This window comes from Pseudomonas sp., assembly GCF_026224925.1.
Taxonomy (GTDB): Bacteria; Pseudomonadota; Gammaproteobacteria; order Pseudomonadales; family Pseudomonadaceae; genus Aquipseudomonas.
Genome location: NZ_JAMFRV010000148.1, coordinates 1 through 3,028, shown reverse-complemented (window position 1 = coordinate 3,028; position 3,028 = coordinate 1). Strand labels below are relative to the sequence as shown.

Genomic DNA, 3,028 nt, shown 5'->3' with positions numbered 1-3,028 from the left:
GCTCTACATTTACTTCCTGGCACAACGCGCAGTTCGGTCGCAGACAAAAGGGATTACGATCCAGAGCGACATGCGGCGTTGACCCTGCGACAACTGGAGCGCTGGATCGCTCTCGAAATCGTCGGCAAATATCACAACAAGGTCCATTCAACGATTAGCCGCTCACCGCTCGCAATGTGGAACGAAAGCACCACTTCTATTCGTTGGAAGCTTCCAGTTGACCGGACAAGCTTTCTGATCGATTTCTTACCATTTGAAGAGCGCATTCTTCAAAAGACGGGCGTGCAACTTTTTGGGTTCGAATATGTGTCACCCCAACTCCGGGGCCACCGCGGTATCAAGAAGGCAAAATTACGGGTAAAATATGACCCGCGTGACATCAGCCGGGTATGGGTAGAAGTCGGCCCAGGTAACTTCGCTGAGGCGCGGTGGCGCCAGCTTGGAATGCCGCCGATGAGCAAATGGGAGCGCGAGAGAAGTCTTAAAATGATGTCGGCCCGCGGACGCATGGATCATGACGTTACCGCGATCGCCGAAGCCGTCCTTGAACAAAGAGCGATAGAGGATGAAAGCGTAGCTCAAAGCAGGAGGGCACGTCTCAAAAAGCATAGACGTGAGCATTTGCCCTCCGATAAGACCGCTGAACATACGTCTACCGGCATGACAGACCGGGTAGCGCACGAAACGTCCGAAACACTTGTTGATGGACCACTTCCTTATTTTGATACGGAGTTCTTCCATGGCGGCCGCCGCTGAGCACGTATTTCCCGAGATTGCAGATTTGGTCACGGCCGACGTAGAGACACGCGTCCGTGCCATTCATGAAGAGCGCTGGGTTACCTATCCCAGGGCAAAGGAAGTCCTATCAAAGCTTGAGCGGCTATTTGATTATCCACCACGTAGTCGAATGCCATGCCTCCTGATTGTCGGCCGGCCTGGAATGGGAAAAACAATGCTTCTTGAGCGGTTTTGTCGTCAGCATAGCGCTGTTTGGGACCCTGATCGTAACTGCGAGCGAACGCCGGTTCTGTCTATGGTAATGCGACCTCAGCCTACCATTCGCCGTTTCTACGCCCAGATTCTTTCAGTGCTTGGGGTCCCGGTCGTCTCCTCGGCATCAACAATCGTTATGGAAGACCGTATCCACCGGCTGATTCCTAAACTCGGGACAAAAATGTTGATCGCGGATGAGATTCATAATGTATTTACGGCCTCCCGCGGAGCAGATCGTGATGCTCTGATGGCATTGCTTCGTACGATGATCGGCGAGCTTCAAATTTCACTTGTCTGTGCTGGTACGAACGAAGCAGAAAACGCAATGCTGGGAGATGAGCAGCTCGCGAGCCGATATGAGTCGCTGCATCTACCTGCTTGGACCCCTACCACCGAGTTCCAGGGACTTATCGGGAGCGCGATCAGATCAATGCCACTGCAGCTGCCCTCGGAGCTAAATGCTCTCGCAATAAGGCACATGGTCGAGATCACACAAGGGGTGACAGCCAGGGTCTTTCGCGTGGTTGCGGATTTGGCCGAGGAAGCGATACTTTCAGGAGTAGAAAAAATCGATAGCCGCGCTGTTTTAGAGTTGCCCCTTGCGCCAAGAGCCGCGGCGGCGTGAACGGCTTGCCCCTAACTGCTATCCAGGTAGACGGCGAAATTCTTTCATCTTGGCTCGATCGAACGGCTGCGTTGCACGGAGTCCAGCGCCATCACCTGCTCAAGTGGGTGAACTGCTCGCATCTGAAAGGCGCCTTGATTGACGGGTTGCTATCACGCGAAGACACGGCTGCAATCGCGTGGATGATGCGCGTCAACGAGACGCAGGTAGCAGCGAAGACTCACGGTTGGCTTGGAGCTCATTTATATGAGGTGACCACTCCACATCGTTTACGAATTCAATGTGCAAAATGTTCGGCACGATTGATGAAGGCGTATGGTGAAACGGTAAATATAAAAGAGTGGTCAGAAGCTTGGCGAATCCGTTGCAGTTTTTGCGGTGGAATCTTAACCCAACGTGGCGAAGAGCAATTTAGGCAGGAACTTGAATGGTATTGGTACACCTCAATTCTGGATTCGGCCGATAGAGCATCCGCTATCCTTGATGAAAAAATCAGGCGGATTGTTTCCCGTGCTTCGCGAGACGGTGGTACGCAACAGCAACACCCTGAGCAGACGCTTTCATCTCTATTTCCTGAATATATCCTTTCGCAGTTTACCCACCTTGACGCGACGCTTTATAGACCCCGCCCGAGACTGGCGAGCATCAGTTTCTCAACTCGACTATTTCTGCTGGCTGCCGCCGGCGCGCAGACATTTGAAGGCGCTCGCCGCGCTCGTTATTTGTTAAATGTTTGGCAGGAGAACCGGGCGGTCCATAATCGAGCGAAAAAAAAGAAACATGCGCGAACGGCAAATCCCAGTCTCAGAAATAACGTTAATTTGAGACTGCGGCGGGTCCAGTCTCAAATTAACGTATAAAATCTTGATGGAAGTTTTACCAGTCTCATAATTAGCAGCTAGGCGACAACTGGCCTCGATAAGGTCGGTGATACAGTTTTGGCTGTCTGCGTAATGCTGGATTTCATTTAGAAGGACAGTTTTACCAACGCCCCTGAGACCAACGTAGATGAGGCTGCGGGCCGAGACTTTCGGGTTCTTGGTGCGTCGGATTGCGGTTCTTGCGTTGCTCAGCATAACCACCATCCAGATTTTCACCGGCCCGCCACCCTATTACTGACCATGAGTATCCGAATTCCGGTTCTGGCTGGGGTTTTCATGGTGGCCACCCAACCTAGCTATTGGGCGGAGCGACTACTCAGCACTGCGGATAGACGCGACTGGAAGCGCCTCGTGGCCTGCTTTAGAACCCTGGCTACGCCTGGATCGCAGATCTCCAGCAAGCCCGAATTCGCCCTCGTTCGAAAAGTGCAGAACTGGGGGAGCAGTGAGCGGGATTTCTCATTAATTGCTGCATAAATGAGAAATTTTGCAGAAATAATTCTCAAGATTAAATACGGAAACCGGTCGG

3 protein-coding genes are annotated in these 3,028 nt (G+C 52.3%); all 3 read left to right on the top strand.

All coding sequences use genetic code 11. The features are described from left to right. Positions 1–756, top strand: a 756-nt coding sequence (locus M0974_RS06350) for a Mu transposase C-terminal domain-containing protein (protein WP_297834163.1), incomplete at its 5' end; no start/stop codon positions are given. Then, positions 740–1,618, top strand: a complete 879-nt coding sequence (locus M0974_RS06345; protein WP_297834160.1) for a TniB family NTP-binding protein — start codon at positions 740–742, stop codon at positions 1,616–1,618. The genes M0974_RS06350 and M0974_RS06345, both read left to right, overlap by 17 nt. Then, positions 1,615–2,478 carry a hypothetical protein gene (locus M0974_RS06340; RefSeq protein ID WP_297834157.1) on the top strand — a complete coding sequence of 288 codons (864 nt, stop codon included), beginning with the start codon at positions 1,615–1,617 and terminating at the stop codon, positions 2,476–2,478. Before M0974_RS06345 ends, M0974_RS06340 begins: the two co-directional genes overlap by 4 nt. The last annotated feature ends 550 nt before the right edge of the window (positions 2,479–3,028 follow it).